17 protein-coding genes are annotated in these 20,026 nt (G+C 67.6%); 15 read left to right on the plus strand and 2 right to left on the minus strand.

Annotation, left to right across the window (positions count from 1 at the left end; translation table 11 throughout):
- The 6 genes from QM693_RS26520 to QM693_RS26545 all read left to right on the plus strand — a co-directional run.
- Positions 1-648, plus strand: a 648-nt coding sequence (locus QM693_RS26520; RefSeq protein ID WP_283353817.1) for an amino acid permease, incomplete at its 5' end; no start/stop codon positions are given.
- On the plus strand, positions 645-2,057 hold the full coding sequence (locus QM693_RS26525; RefSeq protein WP_265147272.1) for an ethanolamine ammonia-lyase subunit EutB: 1,413 nt from the start codon (positions 645-647) through the stop codon (positions 2,055-2,057). The genes QM693_RS26520 and QM693_RS26525, both read left to right, overlap by 4 nt.
- Positions 2,054-2,821 carry an ethanolamine ammonia-lyase subunit EutC gene (eutC, locus tag QM693_RS26530; RefSeq protein WP_283332952.1) on the plus strand — a complete coding sequence of 256 codons (768 nt, stop codon included), beginning with the start codon at positions 2,054-2,056 and terminating at the stop codon, positions 2,819-2,821. The genes QM693_RS26525 and eutC overlap by 4 nt, the downstream gene beginning before the upstream one ends.
- A gap of 78 nt (positions 2,822-2,899) precedes the next feature.
- Positions 2,900-3,445 (plus strand): hypothetical protein, encoded by a 546-nt coding sequence (locus QM693_RS26535; protein WP_105412686.1) that lies wholly within the window; start codon positions 2,900-2,902, stop codon positions 3,443-3,445.
- Between the two features lie 122 nt (positions 3,446-3,567).
- Positions 3,568-4,908, plus strand: a complete 1,341-nt coding sequence (locus QM693_RS26540) for an MFS transporter (protein ID WP_411194600.1) — start codon at positions 3,568-3,570, stop codon at positions 4,906-4,908.
- 161 nt (positions 4,909-5,069) lie between these two features.
- On the plus strand, positions 5,070-6,707 hold the full coding sequence (locus tag QM693_RS26545; RefSeq protein ID WP_283332953.1) for an AMP-binding protein: 1,638 nt from the start codon (positions 5,070-5,072) through the stop codon (positions 6,705-6,707).
- Between the two features lie 85 nt (positions 6,708-6,792).
- On the opposite strand, the gene QM693_RS26550 is transcribed toward QM693_RS26545, so the two are convergent.
- Entirely contained in the window at positions 6,793-7,377 is a 585-nt protein-coding gene (locus tag QM693_RS26550; protein WP_283332954.1) for a GlcG/HbpS family heme-binding protein, read from the minus strand.
- A gap of 163 nt (positions 7,378-7,540) precedes the next feature.
- Between QM693_RS26550 and QM693_RS26555 the strand changes: the two genes are divergently transcribed.
- The 3 genes from QM693_RS26555 (at position 7,541) to QM693_RS26565 (ending at position 9,784) form a co-directional block, all read left to right on the plus strand.
- Positions 7,541-8,743 (plus strand): sensor histidine kinase, encoded by a 1,203-nt coding sequence (locus QM693_RS26555; RefSeq protein ID WP_280783600.1) that lies wholly within the window; start codon positions 7,541-7,543, stop codon positions 8,741-8,743.
- Positions 8,740-9,366: a response regulator gene (locus QM693_RS26560; RefSeq protein ID WP_280783601.1), complete on the plus strand. Its 627-nt coding sequence runs from the start codon at positions 8,740-8,742 to the stop codon at positions 9,364-9,366. Before QM693_RS26555 ends, QM693_RS26560 begins: the two co-directional genes overlap by 4 nt.
- A 148-nt stretch (positions 9,367-9,514) precedes the next feature.
- On the plus strand, positions 9,515-9,784 hold the full coding sequence (locus QM693_RS26565; protein WP_105412681.1) for a GlsB/YeaQ/YmgE family stress response membrane protein: 270 nt from the start codon (positions 9,515-9,517) through the stop codon (positions 9,782-9,784).
- A 109-nt stretch (positions 9,785-9,893) separates the two neighbouring features.
- Here the strand turns inward: QM693_RS26565 and QM693_RS26570 are convergent, their stop codons facing one another.
- Entirely contained in the window at positions 9,894-10,499 is a 606-nt protein-coding gene (locus QM693_RS26570; RefSeq protein WP_029539478.1) for an SACE_7040 family transcriptional regulator, read from the minus strand.
- Positions 10,500-10,615: 116 nt separating this feature from the next.
- On the opposite strand from QM693_RS26570, the gene QM693_RS26575 reads away from it, so the two are divergent.
- From QM693_RS26575 to QM693_RS26600, 6 genes are read left to right on the plus strand one after another with little or no spacing between them, the layout of a single operon-like run.
- A complete protein-coding gene (locus QM693_RS26575; RefSeq protein ID WP_283332957.1) occupies positions 10,616-12,205 on the plus strand; it encodes a carboxyl transferase domain-containing protein in 1,590 nt (529 codons plus the stop codon).
- A 14-nt stretch (positions 12,206-12,219) separates the two neighbouring features.
- Positions 12,220-14,229, plus strand: coding sequence for an acetyl/propionyl/methylcrotonyl-CoA carboxylase subunit alpha (locus QM693_RS26580; RefSeq protein ID WP_283353831.1), 2,010 nt, complete (start codon positions 12,220-12,222; stop codon positions 14,227-14,229).
- Positions 14,226-15,386 carry an acyl-CoA dehydrogenase family protein gene (locus tag QM693_RS26585; protein WP_105412678.1) on the plus strand — a complete coding sequence of 387 codons (1,161 nt, stop codon included), beginning with the start codon at positions 14,226-14,228 and terminating at the stop codon, positions 15,384-15,386. Before QM693_RS26580 ends, QM693_RS26585 begins: the two co-directional genes overlap by 4 nt.
- The gene (locus QM693_RS26590; RefSeq protein WP_105412677.1) at positions 15,383-15,868 is read left to right on the plus strand and encodes a MaoC family dehydratase; all 486 of its coding nucleotides are present in this window, start codon (positions 15,383-15,385) and stop codon (positions 15,866-15,868) included. The genes QM693_RS26585 and QM693_RS26590 overlap by 4 nt, the downstream gene beginning before the upstream one ends.
- Entirely contained in the window at positions 15,865-16,710 is an 846-nt protein-coding gene (locus QM693_RS26595) for an HpcH/HpaI aldolase/citrate lyase family protein (protein ID WP_283332958.1), read from the plus strand. The genes QM693_RS26590 and QM693_RS26595 overlap by 4 nt, the downstream gene beginning before the upstream one ends.
- Positions 16,711-16,758: 48 nt before the next feature.
- Entirely contained in the window at positions 16,759-18,702 is a 1,944-nt protein-coding gene (locus tag QM693_RS26600) for an acetoacetate--CoA ligase (protein ID WP_283332959.1), read from the plus strand.
- The last annotated feature ends 1,324 nt before the right edge of the window (positions 18,703-20,026 follow it).

Below are 20,026 nucleotides of genomic sequence, written 5' to 3' on the forward strand. Positions count from 1 at the left end.
CTCATCGTCACGGGGGCAACTGTCCTGTTCCTCGCTACCGGAGCGCTGGGTGCCGAGAGCCTGTCCACGTCCGGCAATCCGCTGGTCGAGGCGCTCGGTGACGGAACCGCGGCCAAGGTCGTCAACTACATCGGACTGGCCGGCCTCGTCGCCAGCTTCTTCTCGATCATGTACGCCTACTCGCGGCAGACGTTCGCGCTGTCCCGCGCCGGCTACCTGCCGACGAGTCTGTCGATCACCAACTCACGGAAGGCGCCCACTCTCGCCCTCATCGTGCCGGGTGTCATCGGGTTCGTGCTGTCGCTCACCGGTGAAGGCGCGATGCTGCTGAACATGGCGGTGTTCGGCGCGGCCGTCAGCTACGTGCTGATGATGGTCAGCCACATCGTCCTCCGCAGGCGTGAGCCGGAGATGAAGCGGCCGTACCGCACCCCGGGCGGCATCGTCACCACGTCGTTCGCGCTCGTCATCGCCGCCGCCGCGGTGATCGCCACCTTCCTCGTCGATCCGGTCGCCGCACTCTGGACGCTGATCGCATTCGCGGCCTTCATGGCGTACTTCGGCCTGTACAGCCGCCATCACCTCGTTGCCAATTCGCCCGACGAGGAGTTTGCTGTTCTTGCGAAGGCAGAGGAAGAATTGGAATGACCACCTACAGTCACGGAGTCGCGGGAACCGGGTACACGTTCGACGGTCTCGTCGACCTCATGGCCAAGGCGACTCCGCTCCGCAGCGGAGACGAACTGGCCGGGTGCGCGGCGTCCTCCGACGCCGAACGCGCCGCCGCGCAGTGGGCGCTGGCCGACGTCCCGCTCGGCACGTTCCTGAACGAACTCGTCGTTCCCTACGAGGACGACGAGGTCACGAGGCTCATCATCGACTCGCACGACCGGGTCGCGTTCGGCGAGATCTCCCATCTCACCGTCGGCGGCCTGCGCGACTGGCTGCTGGACGTCGCGGCGCGAGACGGTGCGGCCGAGACGTTCCGTCGCGTCGCCCCGGGGCTGACACCGGAGATGGTCGCGGCGGTCAGCAAGATCATGCGCAACCAGGACCTCATCGCGGTCGCGCGGGCCGTCACCGTCACCGCGGGGTTCCGGACGACGCTCGGCGTACCGGGACACCTGGCAACCCGGCTGCAGCCCAACCATCCCACCGACGACCCGCGCGGAATCGCGGCCGCCACGCTCGACGGCCTGCTGCTCGGCTGCGGTGACGCCGTGATCGGAATCAACCCGGCCACCGATTCGCCGCACGCCACCGCGGAACTGCTCCACCTGCTCGACGACATCCGTCAGCGCTTCGACATTCCGGCGCAGTCGTGCGTGCTGTCGCACGTGACCACCACGATGGGCCTGATCGAGGAAGGCGTTCCCGTCGACCTCGTGTTCCAGTCCATCGCCGGAACACAGGGCGCCAATTCCAGTTTCGGTGTGGACATTTCGCTGCTCCGTGAGGCCAACGCGGCCGGCCGGTCCCTGAAACGCGGCACCGTCGGCGACAACGTCATGTATCTCGAAACCGGTCAGGGCTCGGCGCTCAGTGCGGGCGCCCACCTCGGCACGGGTGGCAGGCCCGTCGACCAGCAGACCCTCGAGACCAGGGCGTACGCGGTGGCCCGTGATCTCGAACCACTGCTGATCAACACGGTGGTCGGGTTCATCGGTCCGGAGTACCTGTACGACGGCAAGCAGATCATCAGGGCCGGGCTCGAGGATCACTTCTGCGGAAAGCTCCTGGGCCTGCCGATGGGTGTCGACGTCTGCTACACCAATCACGCCGAGGCCGACCAGGACGACATGGACACGCTGCTCACCCTGCTCGGGGTGGCAGGCGCGGCCTTCGTCATCGCGGTACCCGGCGCGGACGACGTCATGCTCGGGTACCAGAGTCTGTCGTTCCACGACGCGCTGTACGCACGTCAGGTGCTCGGACTCAGACCGGCACCGGAATTCGAGGATTGGATGCGCCGTCTCGGCATGGTCGACGACGCGGGACGGGTCCTGCCGGTCGACGCTGCGGCGTCGCCGCTGCGGGCGCTGACGGTGGCACGATGAGCGATCCTGTGGTGCAAGACTTCTGGGCGGAACTGCGGGCCACGACGCAGGCGCGTATCGGTCTCGGCCGCACCGGTGACGCCCTGCCCACGCAGCGCGTCCTCGAGTTCCGGTCGGCGCACGCCGCCGCACGTGACGCCGTCCACCAGCCGCTCGACGCGGAGGCGCTGGCCGAGCAGGTCGAGGCCGTGGGCCTGGGCAGGCCGGTGGTCGTCACGAGTCAGGCGTCGGACCGCAGCGAGTACCTGCGGCGGCCCGACCTGGGCCGCACGCCGGCCGACCTGTCCGCGGTTCCCGTGGGAACGGCCGAGGTGGGATTCGTCCTCGCCGACGGGTTGTCGCCCCGGGCGCTCACCGATCACGGGGTGTCCCTGCTGTCCGCTCTGGTCGACGAGTTCGGCGGGACGTACTCGCTGGCGCCGCCGGTGATCGCGACCCAGGCCCGGGTGGCGCTCGGAGACCACATCGCGCAGGCGCTGGGCGTGCAGACGCTCGTCCTGCTGATCGGGGAGCGGCCCGGATTGTCGGTGGCCGACAGTGTCGGTGTCTACCTCACGCACCTCGCGCGTCCCGGACGCACCGACGCGGACCGGAACTGCGTGTCCAACATCCACCCACCCGAAGGGCTCGGCTACGAACTCGCGGCCCGCGTCGTGGCGGGTCTCGTGTCCGGCGCCAGGAAACTGGGCCGGTCCGGAGTGGAGTTGAAGGACACGTCCCGTGCCGATGCGCTCGCAGCCCCCTCGGAGATCCTCGAACTGTAGTCGTGTTATCTAAAGGGCGGCAGGTCCGGCCGGACCTGCGGAGAACCGCCCTGGACGGGGTGTGACGAGGAGAGATCTATGGCCTTCGCTGGCAATGTGGACGAGTTGGCCCTGCTGCAGGCGGTCCGGTTGAAAGAGCAGGTCAGCGCGGCTGTTCTGGCCGAGCATCTCGGCGTGAGCGCCGCGTCCGCGCAGGCCGCCTACGACGCGCTGCTGACCCAGGGCAAGGCGCAGGAAGTCTCGGACGGCCGGATCGGGCTCACCGAGGCCGGGCTGTCGGAGCTCGAGGATCAGCTCGACGCCGAGCGGGTGTCCATCGACGAGGACTCCATCGCGGAGGTGTACGAGAGCTTCGTGCCGTTCCATGAGGAGTTCGTCGGACTGATCGATTCGGCCGACGCCGATCAGCTGGCCGACCTGGACCGCCGGGCGTCGGTCGTGTTCGACGACCTGTCGGCGTTCGTGCCCCGGTTGTCCCGCTACCAGGACCTGTTCGCCGACGCCCTCGCGAAAGTCGCTGCGGGGGAGACGAAGTGGATCTCGGAACCCGTGATCGACTCGTACGCCACCGTGTGGACCGAACTCCGCAAGGAACTGCTCGGCGCGTCCGGCACCGCCGAGTGACGTGACACGCGTCACCACCCCCCCCTATTCGGGGGTGGTGACGCAGTGAGCCGGATCACTACTTTTCCTCTCATCCGGGATACGCCCACCAGGGTGTTCCCCACGGACCACGGAGGAATCGAGTGACCACAGTCTCCAACTCGGGTGCGGGCGCCCCCCACGCCCCCACACCGGTGCGCCAGGGCGGTACCAGCGTCCGCAAGGTGGCCATCGCCAGCGGCATCGGCACGACCATCGAGTTCTACGACTTCTTCATCTACGGCACCGCCGCAGCCCTGGTGTTCCCCACGGTGTTCTTTCCCGCCCTCGGCTCCACCGCTGGCACCGTCGCCTCCTTCGCGACCTTCGCCGTCGCGTTCGTCGCCAGGCCCGTGGGTGCGATGCTGTTCGGCCACTACGGTGACCGGATCGGACGTAAGAAGACGCTGATCTCCACGCTCATCCTGATGGGTGTCTCGACGTTCCTGATCGGCCTGCTGCCCGGTGCCGCGACGATCGGGGTCGCGGCACCGATCCTGCTGGTGCTGCTGCGTTTCGGTCAGGGATTCGCCGTCGGCGGCGAGTGGGCGGGCGCCACACTGCTGACGGCGGAGTACGCACCCCCGGGCAAGCGCGGCCTCTACGCGATGTTCCCGCAACTCGGCCCCGCGGTGGCCTTCATCCTCTCCAGCGCCACGTTCCTCGTCACCGGCACCCTGCTCGGCGACACCAACGAGGTCTTCCTCGAGTACGGGTGGCGGATTCCCTTCCTGTTCAGCGCCGTCCTGGTCGGCATCGGCCTCTACATGCGGCTGGCGATCGAGGAGACACCGGTGTTCCGCGCGGCCCAGCTGGCCGACCGTGCCGACGCGACCCCGCGGAGCCTCCCGCTGATGGACGCCTGGCGGTACCAGACCAAGGAGATCCTCCTCTCGGCCGGCGCGCTCGCCACACTGTTCGCGTTCTTCTACATGGGCACAGCGTTTCTCACCAGCTACGGCACCAAGACCCTCGGGTTCAGCCGCCCGTTCGTACTGACGGTCGGGATCGCCTCGGCCGTGGTCTTCGGATTCACGATCGTCGTCTCCGCTCTGTACTCGGACCGGATCGGGCGTCGACGGGTCATCATGATCTCCTGCGGACTGGCCGTCGTGTGGGCGCTCGCACTGTTCCCGCTGCTCGACACCGGTTCACCCCTCGCGTTCACGATCGGCGTGATGGTCACGCTCGCCATCTTCGGAATCGCGTACGGCCCCTGCGGCGCCCTGCTTCCGGAAATGTTCCAGACGCGCTACCGCTACACCGGCGCCGGACTCGGCTACAACCTCGCCGGCGTGCTCGGCGGCGCCGTGCCGCCGCTGATCGCCGCACCGCTGGCGTCCGCGTACGGCAGCGCCGCGATCGGCGTGATGCTCGCCGTCCTCGGCGTGGTGAGCCTGCTGTGCACGAAGGCCCTGGTGGAAACGAAAGACGACGCGCTCTGACAGGGCCGGCGAGGGGTGTCCGGACTTCGCACAGATACCGTCGCCCCTCGCCGTGCAGTATGCCCTGGATCACATCAACCAAGAGTAAGTTCGACCGCGGAAGGGCCTTCGGGTCTGCCCGTCCCGTAGGCGCCCGAACGGGCTCCTGGAGAGGAAGAGTGATGACAACCCCGCTTCCCAGCTACACCAACGGCGTGTGGGACGCCCCGATGCTCGGCGACACCATCGGAGACAACTTCGACCGGACCGTGGCGGCCCACGGTGATCGTGACGCCCTGGTCGACCGGCCCTCGGGGCGGCGGTGGACGTACGCGGAGCTGAGGCGGGACGTCGACGCCGTGGCGGCGGGGTTGCTGAAGCGGGGTATCGGGAAGGGCGACCGGGTGGGGATCTGGGCGCCGAACTGCCCGGAGTGGACGCTGATCCAGTTCGCGACGGCCAAGATCGGTGCCGTGCTCGTCAACATCAACCCCGCCTACCGGGCGCACGAGTTGAAGTATGTGCTCGATCAGGCCGGTATCCGTCTGCTGGTGTCGGCGCCCGAGTTCAAGTCCTCCGACTACGCGGCCATGATCGAGGAGGTCCGGCCCCAGTGCCCCGACCTCGAGATGGTGGTGCTCCTCGGCAGTGCCGAGTGGAGCCGGCTGGCGTCGGACGGCATGGCTGCGCACGCCGCCGACCCGTCCCTGCTGCCTGCCGCGCAGGCGGCCCTATCCTCGGACGACCCGATCAATATCCAATACACCTCGGGGACAACCGGATTCCCCAAGGGCGCGACGCTCAGCCACCACAACATCCTGAACAACGGGTACTTCGTCGGCGAGCTGTGCCACTACACGGAGAACGACCGCGTCTGCATCCCGGTGCCGTTCTACCACTGCTTCGGCATGGTGATGGGCAACCTGGCCTGCACGAGTCACGGCGCGACCATGGTCATCCCCGGGCCGTCCTTCGACCCGAAAGCCACGCTGCAGGCCGTCGAAGCGGAGAAGTGCACGTCGCTGTACGGGGTGCCGACGATGTTCATCGCCGAACTCGCCGAACCGGACTTCGCATCGTTCGACCTGTCGAGCCTGCGGACCGGAATCATGGCCGGATCACCCTGCCCGGTGGAGGTGATGAAGCAGGTCATCGAACAGATGGGGATGGCCGAGGTCTCCATCTGTTACGGCATGACCGAGACGTCGCCGGTGTCGTTGCAGACCCGGTCGGACGACACGATCGATCAGCGCGTGTCGACGGTCGGCCGGGTCGGCCCGCATCTCGAGGTCAAGATCGTTGATCCGGCAACGGGGTTGACCGTTCCGCGGGGCACGCCGGGCGAGCTCTGCACCCGGGGTTACTCGGTCATGCTCGGGTACTGGAACAACCCGGAGAAGACCGCCGAAGCGATCGACGCCGGACGATGGATGCACACCGGCGACATCGGTGTGATGGATTCCGACGGCTACGTCGCGATCACCGGGCGGATCAAGGACATGGTCATCCGCGGCGGCGAGAACGTCTATCCCCGCGAGATCGAGGAGTTCCTGTACACGCATCCGGACATCCTCGACGCCCAGGTCATCGGGGTGCCGGACGCGAAGTACGGCGAGGAACTGATGGTGTGGGTGCGGATGAAGGACGGTACCGAACCCCTGGACGCGGCGAAGGTGCGCGAATTCTGCACCGGCAAGCTCGCCCACTACAAGATCCCGAAATACGTGCACGTCGTCGACGAGTTCCCGATGACGGTGACGGGCAAGGTGCGCAAGGTCGAGATGCGCGAGCAGTCCCTCGACCTGATCGGGCGCACCTGACCCGCCTCGTCACCTGGTCCGCAGCAACGTCGCGACGGCGTCGAACAGCGTGTTCCAGTTCGGGCGTCGACACGGGGGCAGCTCTTCACCCCAGCGTCCCGGCGATCGCGTCGAGCCCGGCGGCCGCACACGCCTGATCCCGCATTCCGTCGGGAGCGCCGCCGACGCCGATTCCCGCGATCGACCCGCCGGCCGACTTCACGCTCACCCCGCCGGCGAGGAACAACGTGCCGGGAAGGTCGGCGACCGTCGCGCCGTCGCCCTTGGCCCGTTCGCTCAGATCACTGGTGTTCGCGCCGAACGCGGCAGCGGTGTACGCCTTCTGACGCGCCGCCTCCACGGTGTGCTGAGCGGCATTGTCCCCGCGCAACATCGCCTGCACGTTGCCGGCGCGATCGACCACCGAGACGGTGACGAACCCGAGCCCGTCGGCCTGGCACTTCGCGAGCGCCGCCTGCGCTGCGGCCTGCGCAGTGCCGATACCGAGACGGTTCTGGCTCACCACGCCGTCCGCACCGTCGATCGGGGCCGGCGCGGCGGCGGTCGCGACCGGAGTGGACGTCGGACTGGTCTCGTCGGACGCGGACGTGCCGCACGCCGAGGTGGCGACGATCGCGGCGAGCGGGACGGTGATCGCCAGAATGCGGGGCAGGCGGTGGACGGTGCGCATCGGAGGGCCTTTCGGGAAGTGACGAGCTGACGTGACCAGCCTGGCCCGGCGGTGCCGGTGACCGCATCGGGCCGACGGCGCTCCCGAACTCATCCGTCCGGCCCCGGCAGATCATCCGAACGGTGGATCCGCGACCCACGGCACATCCGTAGGATCAGTCGACGTGACGACACCGGTGGACGGAGTGGACAGGCCGGACGGCGCGGGTCTGCGCGGCCCGCTCGCTACCGCTATCCATGTGTCGTTCTACGTCCTACTCGCGACGTCGACGGCGCGGTACCTTACGTACCACGGCGTGAGCGGACGGTTCGTCGTGGTGGTCGCGTTGATCGCCGTGCTTGCCGCGTTGTACACGGTCACCGCCGTGGTCGCGCGGCGGGAAGGCGTGTGGGAACCGTGGGTATGGCCGGTCCTGACGACGTGGGCGGTGCTCGTCTGGCTCGCGCCGAGTTTCGCCTGGTGTGCATTTCCCATGTTCTTCCTGTGCACGCGGGCGTACCCGAGCCGGATCGCGTACCCGGTCGTCGGGGTTCTCGCCGTCCTCACCTCGGTGGCGTTCTTCACCTTCTCCGGCCGCACCGAGTGGGCCGTGCTGGTGGGACCGCTGTGCACCGGGGCGCTGATCGTCATGGCGTACAGCCAGATCGAGCGGGACGGCCGGGAACGGGTGCGACTGCTCCGCCAGGTGGCGGAGACCCGGTCCCGGCTCGCGGAGACCGAGCGGGAGGCGGGGGTGCTCGCCGAACGTGAACGACTGGCCCGCGAGATCCACGACACCGTGACGCAGGGGCTGACCAGCAGCCTGCTCCGCCTCGAGGCGGCCGAGCAGATCTGGGCGCAGGCAGATCCGCGGACGGAGGAACGGGCACGTGAGGACGTCCGCGTGGCGACCGGAACGTTGCGCGAGAACCTGGCGGAAACCCGCAGTCTCGTGCACCATCTCGCGGCGCCCAAACTGGAATCCCAGCCACTCGACGCGGCACTGCTCGCCGCCGCGCGCACGCACCACCCGCGGGCGGAGCTCCGGATCGTGGGCACTCCGATCGCGATTCCGGCGGAGGTGACGCACGCGCTGCTGCGGATCACCCAGAGCGCGGTGTCCAACATCGCCCGGCACGCCCACGCCGAGACCGTGGGCGTCACGTTGACATACCTTCCGGAGGCCGTCGCCCTGGACATCTTCGACGACGGCACCGGTTTCGACCCCGCGCCCACCGGATCTCCCTCGGCGCGCGGCGGATACGGTTTGCGCGCGATGCGCAGCCGCGTCGAGCAACTGGGCGGCACGTTCACCGTCGAGAGCGCGCCGGGCGAGGGCACCGTGGTGGCCGCCCAGATACCGTGTGCGAGAGGAACCGCGGCATGACGCCAGTGACCGTGCTGTTGGTCGACGATCACGTGGTCGTTCGTGCCGGGCTGCGAGCGCTTCTCGACTCGCAGCCGGACATCGAGGTGATCGCCGAGGCGGGCACGGGGGAGGAGGCGGTCGACGCCGTGAGCACCTGCCGGCCGCAACTCGTGACGATGGACCTCGCCCTGGGCGCCGGTATCGACGGGGTCGAGGCCATTCGCCGCATCCGGCAGGTCGATCGGGCCCTGCCGGTGCTGGTGTTCACGACCTACGACACGGATGCCGACGTGGTGCGCGCCATCGACGCCGGTGCCATCGGATACCTCCTGAAGGATTCGACACCCCAGGAGATCTTCGCCGCCGTGCGCGGCGCGGCCGCAGGTCAGAGTGTGCTGTCGCCGCCCGTCGCATCGCGACTCCTGCAGCAGATGCAGCGCCCCGAGGAAGCTCTCACGCCGCGGGAGGCCGAACTGCTGACCCTGCTGGCCAAGGGCATGACCAACAAGGAACTCGGAAAAGCCCTCTTCATCAGCGAGGCGACGGTCAAGACCCATCTCGCCCACATCTACGCGAAACTCGGTGTCGACACCCGCGCCGCGGCGGTGTCCGTTGCCCTGCGACGGCAGGGCATTCGCTGAACCGAGGGGGTTCACAGCGGTACGCCGCGTGAACCTTTTGGCAACGATTTGCCGAAGCCCTGTCGAACGGGTGTCCAGGTGGCTATGTTCGAAATGAGCGGTGACCTTCCGCTCGCACCATGAATTGCGTGTTGAGAGGACAAGGGCCATGGTCATGGACATCATCGGCACCATCATCTTCGGTGCGGTCATCGGCGTTCTGGCGCGTCTCGTGATTCCGGGGAAGCAGGCGATGGGGTGGGTCATCACCGTCGTGCTCGGCATCATCGGTGCGCTGATCGGGTACTGGGTGTGGGAGGGGCTCCTCGACAAGGGGGACACCGGCGGAATCGACTGGATCCGGTGGATCATCAGCATCGCCGTAGCGGCCGTGCTGACCCTCGGATACACCTCGATGACGAGCAAGAACAGGGTGTAGGCGCGCCACATCGCACCGTCACGAGAAGGGCCCCGTCCGGTCAGGGCGGGGCCTTTCTGCGGCTTCGCCGCCCGTGCGTACTTGTCAACCGCCGGACGTTAACGAGTACTCACGGGCGCAGGCAGAGAAGCGTCATGTCGCGCAGTACTTTCCGGGTGCGCGAGGGGGTCGTGGGATCGGCGCTGTGCGGGGTCGAGTTGATGAGCCCGAACGTGGCGTGTGCCTTGGTGCGGGCATCCGTCTCGTCCAGTGACGTGTCCACCTGCAGCAGCACCTTCACCCAGATCTCCACGTAGCGCCGCTGCGTCTGCCGGACCTCCCGGCGGGCCTCGGCGGGCAGGCTCTCCAGGTCCCGGTCCTGGATGCGAATGAGGTCGGGTTCGCCGAGCGCGAAGTCCAGATGGAAGTCGATCAGACCCTCCAGGGCCGCTTCCGGGGAGGCGGCCTCCGCCACGACGAGCGACCCGCCCTCGAGCAGGCGCGTGCTGATCCCGACGAGCAGTTCGACGAGGACGGCGTCCTTGTTGGGGAAGTGCCGGTACACGGCGGGGCCGCTGATTCCCGCCGCGGAACCGAGGTCCTCGAGGCGGACACCGAGGAAGCCCCGTTCGGCGATGAGGCGGGCGGCGGCGTCGAGCAGTTGGCGGCGACGATCCGCCTTCATCTGTTCCCGGCGCGTGATCGGCGCTTCGGTGCCGTCGACGTCTGTGGTCATCGCCTTAGCTCTTTCTCGGATGTGGTCTGGACAACTCAGTTAATCACAGTTATCTTAGATTCAGTTATCGAGTATTAACTCACTCGGCACGGGCGTCAAGACGAGAAGGCGGCAGGATGGCACTGAGCGGAACCACTGCACGGGAGGGCTACCGGGCAGGGCACACGAAATTGGTGGACGAGCTGAAGTCGAGGCTGGCCGTGGCCGCGCTCGGCGGCAGCGAGAAGTCGCGCGAGCGGCACGTCAGCCGAGGCAAGCTCCTGCCCCGCGAGCGAGTGGACACCCTGCTCGACCCCGGAAGCCCGTTCCTCGAGATCTCCCCGCTCGCCGCGAACGGCCTGTACGACGACGAATGCCCCGGAGCGGGCGTCATCGCCGGCATCGGCCGGGTGTCCGGGCGGGAATGCGTGATCGTCGCCAACGACGCGACCGTCAAGGGCGGCACCTACTACCCGATGACGGTGAAGAAGCACCTGCGGGCGCAGGAGATCGCGCTGCAGAACCAGCTGCCGTGCATCTACCTCGTCGACTCCGGCGGCGCGTTCCTGCCCAGGCAGGACGAGGTGTTTCCGGACCGCGAGCATTTCGGCCGCATCTTCTACAACCAGGCCACGATGAGCGCGCAGGGCATCCCGCAGATCGCGGCGGTCCTCGGCTCGTGCACCGCGGGCGGCGCCTACGTGCCCGCGATGAGCGACGAGGCCGTCATCGTCCGCAACCAGGGCACCATCTTCCTCGGCGGTCCGCCGCTGGTGAAGGCCGCCACCGGTGAGGTCGTGACAGCGGAGGAGCTCGGCGGCGGCGACCTGCACTCGAAGGTCTCCGGCGTCACCGACCACCTCGCGGAAGACGACCAGGACGCGCTGCGGATCGTGCGGAACATCGTCGCGACCCTCGGCCCGCGCGCCGAGCGGCCGTGGGACGTGATCAGCGCCGTCCCCGCGTCGGCATCGCAGACCGACCTCTACGACGTGGTCCCCACCGACCCGCGCACCCCGTACGACGTCCACGAGGTCATCGACCGCATCGTGGACGGCAGCGAATTCCAGGAGTTCAAGGCGGAGTACGGCAAGACCCTGGTCACCGGTTTCGCGCACATCGAGGGCCACCCGGTCGGCATCGTCGCCAACAACGGCGTGCTGTTCGCCGAGTCCGCGATGAAGGGCGCTCATTTCATCGAGCTGTGCGACAAGCGCAAGATTCCACTTCTGTTCCTGCAGAACATCGCAGGCTTCATGGTCGGTCGCGACTACGAAGCGGGCGGCATCGCCAAGCACGGCGCCAAGATGGTGACCGCGGTGGCGTGCGCCCGGGTTCCCAAGCTGACCGTCGTGATCGGCGGCTCCTACGGGGCGGGCAACTACTCGATGTGCGGGCGGGCCTACTCGCCGCGGTTCCTGTGGATGTGGCCGAACGCCCGGATCTCCGTGATGGGCGGCGAGCAGGCGGCGTCGGTGCTCTCGACGGTGCGCAGCGAGCAACTCGACAGCGCGGGCAACCCGTGGTCGGCCGAGGACGAAGAGGCGTTCAAGGCGCCGATCCGTGATCAGTACGAGGCGCAGGGCAATCCGTACTACTCGACGGCCAGGCTGTGGGACGACGGCATCATCGACCCCGCCGACACCAGAACTGTTCTCGGACTGGCGCTCTCGGTGTGTGCGAACGCACCGATCGAACCGGTCTCCTACGGCGTTTTCCGGATGTGAGTGGAATGACTGAAATGACTCGGATAGATACCGTCCTGGTAGCCAACCGCGGCGAGATCGCGGTGCGCGTGATCCGCACGTTGCGGGCCATGGGAATCCGTTCCGTCGCCGTGTTCAGCGAGGCGGACCGGGACGCGCGGCACGTCCGTGAGGCCGACACGGCGGTGCTGCTCGGTCCGGCCGCGGCCCGGGAGAGTTACCTCGTCATCGAGAAGGTGATCGCGGCGGCCCGCGCCACCGGCGCGCAGGCCATCCATCCCGGTTACGGGTTCCTGTCGGAGAACTCCAAGTTCGCCGGGGCCTGCGCGGACGCGGGAATCGCGTTCCTCGGCCCGTCCGCGCACGCCATCGAGGTGATGGGCGACAAGATCACCGCCAAGAACGCGGTGGCGAAGTTCGACGTGCCCGTCGTCCCCGGCATCGCCCGTCCCGGCCTGTCCGACGACGAACTGATCGCGGCCGCAGGCGACATCGGATACCCCGTCCTCGTCAAGCCGTCGGCAGGTGGCGGCGGCAAGGGCATGCGACTGGTGGAGGAGCCGGGCGCACTCGCCGAGGCACTACGCAGCGCGCGGCGGGAGGCGGCGTCGGCGTTCGGCGACGACACCCTCTTCCTCGAACGATTCGTGCTGCGGCCCCGGCACATCGAGGTGCAGATCCTCGCGGACGGGCACGGGAACGTCGTCCATCTCGGTGAGCGCGAATGCAGTCTGCAGCGTCGCCACCAGAAGGTCATCGAGGAGGCGCCGTCGCCGCTGCTGGACGAGGCGACGCGCGCCCGGATCGGCGAGGCCGCCTGCAATACGGCGCGCAGCGTCGACTACTCCGGAGCGGGAACGGTCGAGTTCATCGTCTCCGCCGACAAGCCCGACGAGTTCTTCTTCATGGAGATGAACACCCGGCTGCAGGTCGAGCACCCGGTCACCGAACTCGTCACGGGCCTGGACCTCGTCGAGTGGCAGGTGCGAGTGGCCGCCGGTGAGCCGCTCGGCTTCACCCAGGACGACATCACCCTCACCGGTCATGCCATCGAAGCCCGCGTCTACGCCGAGGATCCGAGTCGCGGATTCCTCCCCACCGGCGGACTCGTGGCCGACGTCGTCGAACCCGCCGGTCCCGGTGTCCGGGTCGACTCCGGGCTGCAGCCCGGCACGGTGGTCGGCAGCGATTACGACCCGATGCTGGCGAAGGTCATCGCCCACGCCGACGACCGCGCCGGTGCGCTGCGCAAGCTGGACCGGGCGCTGGCCGGCACCGGTGTGCTGGGAGTGGTCACCAACATCGAGTTCGCGCGCTTCCTGCTCGCCGATCCCGACGTGGTGGCCGGCAACCTCGACACCGGTCTGCTCGACCGACGGCTCGAGGACTTCGTCGCCGCGGAGGCCACCGACGCCGCCCTGATCGCCGCTGCGGCTTTCCGCTGGTTGCAGCGCTGGCCCGAGCGGGCACAGGCCGATCCGTGGGACGTTCCCAGCGGCTGGCGGGTCGGCGTTCCCGCGCCCACCAGCATCCGGTTGTCGTCTGCCACCCGCACCGACCACGTGCGCATCACGGGCAGTCCGTCCGAGGCCACCGCGCAGGTCGAGGACGGCGACACCCTCTCCCTGACGGCGGCGCTCGACGGGGCCACGCTCTCCGTGGTGATCGACGGCAGGCGCGAAACCTACCGGGTCGCCCAGACCGACGGGCACATCTGGCTCGCCGGTTCCGACGGCACGACGATGCTGCGTGAGGTTCGCGAACTCAGTGTCCGCACCGGCGACGTCCACGCCGGCGAGGCCGAGATCACCAGCCCCATGCCCGGATCCGTCATCGCCGTCGGTGCCGAAGCGGGCGCCCACGTCACCGCAGGCCAGACACTCGTCGTGGTCGAGGCGATGAAGATGGAGCACTCGCTCACCGCCCCCGTCGACGGCGTCGTCGACATCCTCGTCGCACCCGGTGACCAGGTGATGGTCGACCAGCTGCTCGCGCGAGTCACCCCGCACACCGACACCACCGACACGAAAGAAGACGCGTCATGACCGAATTCCTTGCCACCGGCCAGCTTCCCGACGAGTACCAGCAGTTGGCGAAGACCGTCGCCGATTTCGCCAAGAACGTGGTGGCACCGGTCGCGGCGGAACACGACGCCAACCACACGTTCCCCTACGAGGTGGTGGCGGGAATGGCCGACATGGGCCTGTTCGGCCTGCCGTTCCCCGAGGAGTACGGCGGAATGGGCGGCGACTACTTCGCACTCTGCCTGGCACTCGAAGAACTGGGCAAGGTCGACCAGAGTGTCGCGATCACCCTGGAAGCCGGCGTGTCGCTGGGCGCGATGCCGATTTACCGGTTCGGCAACGAGGAGCAGAAGCAGGAGTGGCTGCCGCAGCTGACGAGCGGCAAGAGCCTGGCCGCGTTCGGGCTCACCGAGCCGGGTGCCGGAAGCGACGCCGGCGGGACGAAGACCACCGCGAAGTTCGACAGCGGTGAGTGGATCATCAACGGCAACAAGCAGTTCATCACCAACTCCGGCACCGACATCACCAAGCTCGTCACCGTCACCGCGGTGACCGGAACGAAGGAAGGCAAGAAGGAGATCTCCACCATCCTCGTGCCGACGTCGACGCCGGGCTTCACCGCCGAGCCGGCGTACAACAAGGTCGGCTGGAACGCCTCCGACACCCACCCGCTCACGTTCTCGGACGTGCGCGTTCCCGAGGAGAATCTGCTCGGCGAGCGTGGCCGCGGGTACGCGAACTTCCTGCGGATCCTCGACGAGGGCCGCATCGCCATCGCCGCGCTGAGCGTCGGCGCCGCCCAGGGATGCGTCGACGAGTCGGTCAAGTACGCCAAGGAACGCGAGGCGTTCGGACGGCCCATCGGCCACAACCAGGCCATCGCCTTCAAGATCGCCCGCATGGAGGCGCGCGCCCACACCGCGCGCACCGCGTACTACGACGCCGCTGCCCGGATGTTGTCCGGCAAGCCGTTCAAGAAGCAGGCCGCCATCGCCAAGCTCGTCGCCTCCGAGGCCGCGATGGACAACGCCCGGGACGCCACCCAGATCCACGGCGGCTACGGATTCATGAACGAGTACACCGTGGCCCGGCACTACCGTGACAGCAAGATCCTGGAGATCGGCGAGGGCACCACCGAGGTGCAGCTGATGCTGATCGCGCGGGAGGCCGGCCTGTGACCGCGACGACCGAACCGAAGCGAATCGTTCAGCGGGGCCTGTGGTTCGAGGAGTTCGAGCTGGGAGCGGTGTACGAGCACCGTCCCGGCCGGACCGTCACGGAGGCCGACAACGTCCTCTTCACGACGCAGACGATGAACACCCAGGCACTGCACCTGGACGCCGCGTACAGCGAGAACACCCAGTTCGGTGAGCGCCTCGTCAACTCGATGTTCACCCTCTCGACCGTGGTCGGATTGTCGGTGGCACAACTGACGCAGGGGACGATCGTCGCGAATCTGGGGTTCTCGGAGATCAGTTTCCCGAAACCGCTGTTCCACGGCGACACGCTCTACGCGGAGACGAAGATCGTGGACAAGCGCGAGTCGAAGAGCAGGCCCGGCGAGGGCATCGTCACGCTCGAGCACACCGGCCGCAACCAGAACGGCGACGTGGTGGCGATCGCGGTCCGCAAGACCCTCGTCCAGAAGAAGCCGTCATGAGCTGGGAACTGCCCGGGCCCGCCTGGTTGTTCTGCCCGGCCGACCGGCCCGAACGGTATGCGAAAGCGGCTGCGGCAGCCGACGTCGTGATCCTCGACCTCGAGGACGGGGTGGCGCCCGCGGACAAGGAAGCGGCGCGGGTCGCCCTGATCGACACCCCGTTGGATCCGGATCGCACGGTGGTGCGAGTCAATCCGGTCGGAACCGAGGATCACGAGCGAGACCTTCTGGCACTCGACGGCACCCGCTACACGAGGCTGATGCTGGCGAAGTGCGAGTCCGCCGACCAGGTGCTGTCGTTGGCGCCGCGTGAGGTGATCGCCCTCGTCGAGTCGCCTCTCGGTGCGCTCGCGGTGAGCGAGATCGCGCTGGCGGCGAGCACGATCGGCGTGATGTGGGGCGCCGAAGATCTCGTGGCGGCGATGGGCGGCAACTCCAGTCGCCGCGAGGGCGGCAGCTATCGTGACGTCGCCAATCACGTGCGGTCGTCGACACTGCTGGCGGCCAAGGCGTATCACCGGCTCGCCCTGGATTCCGTATATCTCGACATCAAAGACCTCGACGGGTTGCGCGCGGAGGCGGTCGACGCCGTCGCCGTCGGATTCGACATCAAGGTCGGCATCCATCCCAGCCAGATCGCGGTGATCCGGGAGGCGTACGCGCCGTCCGACAAGGACGTCGACTGGGCGACGCGGGTTCTCGCCGCCGTCGCCGACGAACGGGGAGTCTTCGCGTTCGAGGGAAAGATGGTGGACGCGCCGGTCCTGCGTCACGCCGAGGCGATCCTGCGCCGCTCCCAGGTCGGTTCGAAGGGGAAGAGCACGTCCGAGTCCCCGCAGTAGGCGGCGAAAGAGCGCGGAACGGTCGCGCTCTCGGGGAAGATGGTGCCCATGACTGCCGATCCGCAATGGGTGCCCACCGAATCCGACGTGTGCGACGCGGTCGTCACCGATTTCGCCCGTTTCGTCGCACGGCGTCACAGCGTCCGAGTCGACGACTACCGGGCGCTGTGGCGCTGGTCGGTCGCCGACCCGGCGGCGTTCTGGCAGGACGTGTGGGACTACTTCGATATCCGGTCCGCCACCGACCCCGGACCGGCCCTCGCGGACGACGCGATGCCGGGGGCCGTCTGGTTCCCCGGGGCGACCCTCAACTACGTCGACCACGTCTTCCGGAACGCCCGCCCCGGCACACCGGCGATCCTGTACGCGGGTGAGGGCGCCACCGACATCTCCGTCGGGTGGGACGAGTTGCGGTCCGCGGTGGCGGGCCTCGCCGCGACTCTCCGCGAGCACGGAGTCGGGGTCGGTGACCGGGTCGTCGGTTACCTCCCGAACATTCCCGAGGCCGTCGTCGCGTTCCTCGCCACGGCGTCGCTCGGTGCCGTGTGGGCCGCGTGCGGACAGGACTACTCCGCGCCGGCCGCGCTCGATCGACTGGGTCAACTGGAACCGAAAGCGCTGATCACCGCGGACGGCTACCGGTTCGGGGGCAAGGAACACGATCGACTCGCCGCGTCGGCCGACCTGCGCGGCGGATTGCCGTCGCTGGCCCTCACAGTGGTCGTGCCGCGTCTCGATCCGGACGCCGCCGTCGACGGCACCCTCACCTGGGCGGAGGCCACCGGCCGGGACGCCGCACTCGAGTCCGTCGCCGTCCCGTTCGACCACCCGCTGTGGGTGGTGTTCTCCTCGGGGACCACGGGCCTGCCGAAGGGCATCGTGCACGGTCACGGCGGCGTTCTCCTCGAGCACGTGAAGTCGCTCGCGCTCCAACTCGACATCGGCCGCGACGACACCCTCTTCTGGTACACCAGTCCCAGTTGGATGATGTGGAACTTCCAGACGGCGGGCCTGCTGGTGGGGGCCACCATCGTCTGCTACGACGGAAGTCCGTCCTATCCGACGCCGGATGCGTTGTGGTCCTTGGTGTCACGGCTGGGTGTGACCGTGGTCGGCACCAGTCCCGGCTATGTTCTCGCGTGCGACAAGGCGGGTGTGGTCCCCGTGCGCGAGCACGATCTGAGCGCACTCCGGGCGGTGGGGGTGACCGGGTCCACGCTGCCGGCGGCGTCGTCACTGTGGTTGTCCGAGAACGTCGGTCGCCGCGTTCCCGTCGTGTCGATCACCGGTGGGACCGACGTGGTGTCGGCGTTCGTCGGGGGAGCGCGGAACGTCCCGGTCTGGCCGGGGGAGCTGTCCGCCCCGTGCCTGGGTGTCGCCGTCGACGCGTTCGACGAGTCTGGGCAACCGGTGCGAGGTGAGGTCGGTGAACTGGTCGTGACGGCGCCGATGCCGTCCATGCCGGTGTCGTTCTGGAACGATCCGGACGGAAAGCGGTACCGCGAAGCATATTTCGATGTGTTTCCGGGAGTGTGGCGGCACGGCGACTGGATCACGATCACCGATCGCGGGACCGTCTTGATGCACGGAAGGTCCGATTCCACCTTGAATCGCAACGGGATTCGGATGGGTAGCGCCGACATCTACCAGGTGGTGGAGAAGCTCCCCGAGGTCGCCGAGGCGCTTGTCGTCGGTGTCGATCTGGCGGACGGCGGATACTGGATGCCGCTGTTCGTGGTCCTGTCGGAGGGGGCGGAACTCGACGACGCGCTGAGGCAGCGTATCCGCGCAGCGATTCGTGAGCAGGCCTCTCCGCGGCATGTGCCCGACGACATCATCGAGGCGCCCGGCATCCCGCACACCCGGACCGGCAAGAAACTCGAGGTGCCCCTCAAGCGCATTTTTCAGGGTGCGGATGCTGGGCGCACGGTGGACCGCAGCGCCGTGGACGACCCCGATCTGCTCGACTGGTTCGCGAGCCACGGACGGTGAGCGGCGAGTCGGTCGATGTCAGTATCGTTGGGCGACAACGGTTAGGTTAGACTTACTTTAGTTACTCGTTGGTAGAAGCGTTCTTCCTGATGTCGGCGCGTCCCTGAATGTGAGAAATCTCCCGTCTGCCCGCGATCGGTCGCGCGGCGGCGATCGCGACTAATCGGACATCGACAGTGCCGAGCGTCGGGAGGGTGTTCCAGATGCTGGGATACAACCGGGGTGTCGCCGGTTCACATCCCTTCGCCGGGGACGCGTGTCTGCGTCCTCGTGGCAGGTCAGCGGGCGATCTGCCGGCACCCGAGCGCTCACGTGAACGTCCAAGTTTTCGTTCGATGCGACTACGCGACGAACCTGCTCGGTTATTCCCGGTATGCAACTTCGGGTGCTCTGCGTTTTGAGACCTGCGCGGGGCTTTGGTAGACACGGTGGTTGGCAAAACTGCGGTCACGGGGGGCAGTGAGTGTTCAACGCCGCGGCCGGTCATCAGATCGGCTGCACCGTGCACGGATAACAGTCGGGAGGCGGAACATGAAACTGGATACGACAGTTGTACACCTAGTGAAATTCCGACTCTCGGTACGGTATCCGTGTTCTGGTTGTACACAGTGCCCGGAATGCGGTCCGGCCTGTTGAATATGTGCGCGTCGAAGATCGAATCTAGGCCTGGTTCTGGAAGTATCGAGGGTTGGGTACGTCACACCGGCGCCGGTAACGGCAGTGGATCCGACACCGATGTAATTCCCGGCGCTACCGCAGAACCGTACGAACCGAGATTGTCACCACCGAGCGAGAGGAGGCCGAAGCAATGATCGCGACGATGTTTCGCTCCTCCACCAGCGCCGTAGACTCGGCTCTCGACTCGGAGGATGACGAGCACCGATTGGGTGGCCGCTTGTTGGATCGATGAGAGAACGGAGCCACGTATGAACCCGCTCACCGCAAGTAGTTCGGGATGTAAGGGCCTTGGAGTGTTCAGCGTCGCAGGCAATCGGGTTTCGGACGATCGTCTGACATCGACTCCGAGTGTGGTGGAACTCTTCGATCAGCGCAGGGCGTCCCATGCCCGGCACGTCCCCGCTCCGCGAGATGCTTCGAACCGGCAGGGCCTGTTCGTGTGATGGCGTTCATCGGAAGACCGGCTCACGACGCAGTCCGTGGGACCGAGAGCTACGAATCACCAAAGACACAGGCGGCAGTCGCCACGCGTTCGAGAACGGAGTAACCCTTGGGGTCGGGACAAGCAGCGGGTAGTAGCGGTGCTCCGGAAGGGGCGTTTCCGCTGTCGGCTGCGCAGCGAGGCATCTGGTTCGCGCAACACGCG

Source organism: Rhodococcus sp. IEGM 1305, assembly GCF_030058635.1.
Lineage (GTDB): Bacteria > Actinomycetota > Actinomycetes > Mycobacteriales > Mycobacteriaceae > Rhodococcus_F > Rhodococcus_F opacus_D.

Excerpts from the sequence above, each read along its gene's own strand:
- QM693_RS26525 (WP_265147272.1), top strand. The coding sequence starts at position 645 with ATGACCACCTACAGTCACGGAGTCGCGGGAACCGGGTACACGTTCGAC.
- eutC (WP_283332952.1), top strand. The coding sequence starts at position 2,054 with ATGAGCGATCCTGTGGTGCAAGACTTCTGGGCGGAACTGCGGGCCACG.
- QM693_RS26535 (WP_105412686.1), top strand. The coding sequence starts at position 2,900 with ATGGCCTTCGCTGGCAATGTGGACGAGTTGGCCCTGCTGCAGGCGGTC.
- QM693_RS26545 (WP_283332953.1), top strand. The coding sequence starts at position 5,070 with ATGACAACCCCGCTTCCCAGCTACACCAACGGCGTGTGGGACGCCCCG.
- QM693_RS26550 (WP_283332954.1), bottom strand. The coding sequence starts at position 7,377 with ATGCGCACCGTCCACCGCCTGCCCCGCATTCTGGCGATCACCGTCCCG.
- QM693_RS26560 (WP_280783601.1), top strand. The coding sequence starts at position 8,740 with ATGACGCCAGTGACCGTGCTGTTGGTCGACGATCACGTGGTCGTTCGT.
- QM693_RS26565 (WP_105412681.1), top strand. The coding sequence starts at position 9,515 with ATGGTCATGGACATCATCGGCACCATCATCTTCGGTGCGGTCATCGGC.
- QM693_RS26570 (WP_029539478.1), bottom strand. The coding sequence starts at position 10,499 with ATGACCACAGACGTCGACGGCACCGAAGCGCCGATCACGCGCCGGGAA.
- QM693_RS26575 (WP_283332957.1), top strand. The coding sequence starts at position 10,616 with ATGGCACTGAGCGGAACCACTGCACGGGAGGGCTACCGGGCAGGGCAC.
- QM693_RS26580 (WP_283353831.1), top strand. The coding sequence starts at position 12,220 with ATGACTCGGATAGATACCGTCCTGGTAGCCAACCGCGGCGAGATCGCG.
- QM693_RS26585 (WP_105412678.1), top strand. The coding sequence starts at position 14,226 with ATGACCGAATTCCTTGCCACCGGCCAGCTTCCCGACGAGTACCAGCAG.
- QM693_RS26595 (WP_283332958.1), top strand. The coding sequence starts at position 15,865 with ATGAGCTGGGAACTGCCCGGGCCCGCCTGGTTGTTCTGCCCGGCCGAC.
- QM693_RS26600 (WP_283332959.1), top strand. The coding sequence starts at position 16,759 with ATGACTGCCGATCCGCAATGGGTGCCCACCGAATCCGACGTGTGCGAC.